1 protein-coding gene is annotated in these 1796 nt (G+C 37.0%); it reads right to left on the reverse strand.

Annotation, left to right across the window (positions count from 1 at the left end; all coding sequences use genetic code 11):
• Window positions 1–212: 212 nt before the first annotated feature.
• The gene (locus D7V32_RS16915; RefSeq protein WP_120403933.1) at window positions 213–443 is read right to left on the reverse strand and encodes a hypothetical protein; all 231 of its coding nucleotides are present in this window, start codon (window positions 441–443) and stop codon (window positions 213–215) included.
• Window positions 444–1796: the final 1353 nt, after the last annotated feature.

The following is a 1796-nucleotide window of genomic DNA, read 5'->3' on the forward strand; positions in this document are numbered from 1 at the left end:
ATTGAGGCGAAGACTCAAGATCAAAAACAATAGAGGTCAATTGACCCTCAGAATTGTACGTAACACCATCAGCACCAAGCCAAGAGAAAGAAACTTGTTTGCCTAGAAGCTCTAAAAGATTAGTATTTGAAACAGCCATGATGATCTCCTTATTAGATCGTTGTGGTTAGCTCAATAGGTGAGGTGCGAACTCATCTATTGGGCGATTAAAATTATAAAGAACCTTGCTCAACAATTTTGAGCATATAACGTTTAAGTTCAGAACTTGCAGAAGACTGATTCTCCTTACAAATCCTACTAAATTCTTTCTTTAAAGCACTGTTAACCCTAAAAGTTAGAACATCATCCAGATCATGAGCATTCTTTTTGATCTCATTCAATCTATGTTTCTGAGCAATGTTGTTAGACATAGCATGAAGGTTATCTAAAGGATCATATTGCATAATAAAAACCAATACTTTGTATGAACTAATAATACACTAAGTTAAATCATTGTAAATACATAAAAATATACAAAATTATTAAGATATTGTTTATTAAAGATATTTATTTTCATCAAAAGAAAATAAATATAAAGTTAAAAATGATAAAAATTGATTAAGTTGTTGTTTTAAATAAGAAATCAGAGAACTTTCCGCAGTCAGGCACACTATTAGACAGTAGTGTGCCCTATCTAAAACAAAGAAATTTTCAACTCGAAAAATCTGTGTTGCGAGCCCTCACACCAGCATTTTTCTCGTTTCAAATTATTTAACGTAGTGATCTTTAATTATCATTATGGTGAGAGTTGGAGAAGATCAGGGAATACTCACCCTAGAGCCTTGTCATGTCCGTTCATGGAACGGCAGACAATGCTCTAGGAGTATTACCCGAACGAGTCAAAGCATCACTACGGAGCCGAGCCATCGTTTCACAGGAGCGCATCACAGCGTAATGCTGCGCTTGTTTTGGTTAGGGCTTACGTCACCCCCTGAACACGTCCAAAACCGCCTATAAACGCCTTTAAATGATCATCGCAAGGGTTTAACCCAATATACTCACGATCAGCGTTTTATGACTACTCATGCCGTTGTCTGCTTTGTTCAGATACCCCAGTAACAGACTTAATCAATTTTGCGCTGGCGTCACTGCACCTTCCACCCACAAAAAGGACGGAAATCGACTACTTGAGCATATTAAAAACGAAAGAGGGATTTATTTTAAATATAGAGCCGTTATAATAATTAAACAGCACGATAGTTTATCTTGAATCTTATGTCGGTCGCCAAACCACATAACTTTCGTTATTAACTGTTTCAGCAATTAATAACCGTGCATCGAATATAAAACTAAACCCGATCATATTCAATATGGTCGGGTTTTTATTTTTACGCGACGGCATAGCCTAAAATTTACCGACCTGGAGGAAAAGGAAGCTTGTAATCAGGGAAAGAAGGTTCTTTATTTTTATTCTGGAGTCGTCACTCGTAGACACTCGTTCGGCAAAGTGTACTCACTACACAATTTCCAATTGTTGTTCGGGGAGCAATTACCGTTGAGCTTTGCTCAATGGCTAAGTGCGCCCTTTGGGGTCTAAGGGGTCGAACCCCTTACAATTGCTTTTGCTTCGATCGCTTTCGGGCAATGGCCCGTAGCGCCGAAGCAAAAGCAGGAACTAAAGATTATAACAGTAATGTTTAGTTTAAAAAAAACCCTTGAAACGCTTAAGAATCAAGGGTTAAAGGGGAAAAAGGTTTATAAAATTTTAAAATCTGTTATTTCATCAAAACTAAAATAATCACCATCATCAATAGTGA

The organism is Acinetobacter tianfuensis, assembly GCF_003611465.1.
In the GTDB taxonomy this organism is placed as follows: Bacteria; Pseudomonadota; Gammaproteobacteria; order Pseudomonadales; family Moraxellaceae; genus Acinetobacter; species Acinetobacter tianfuensis.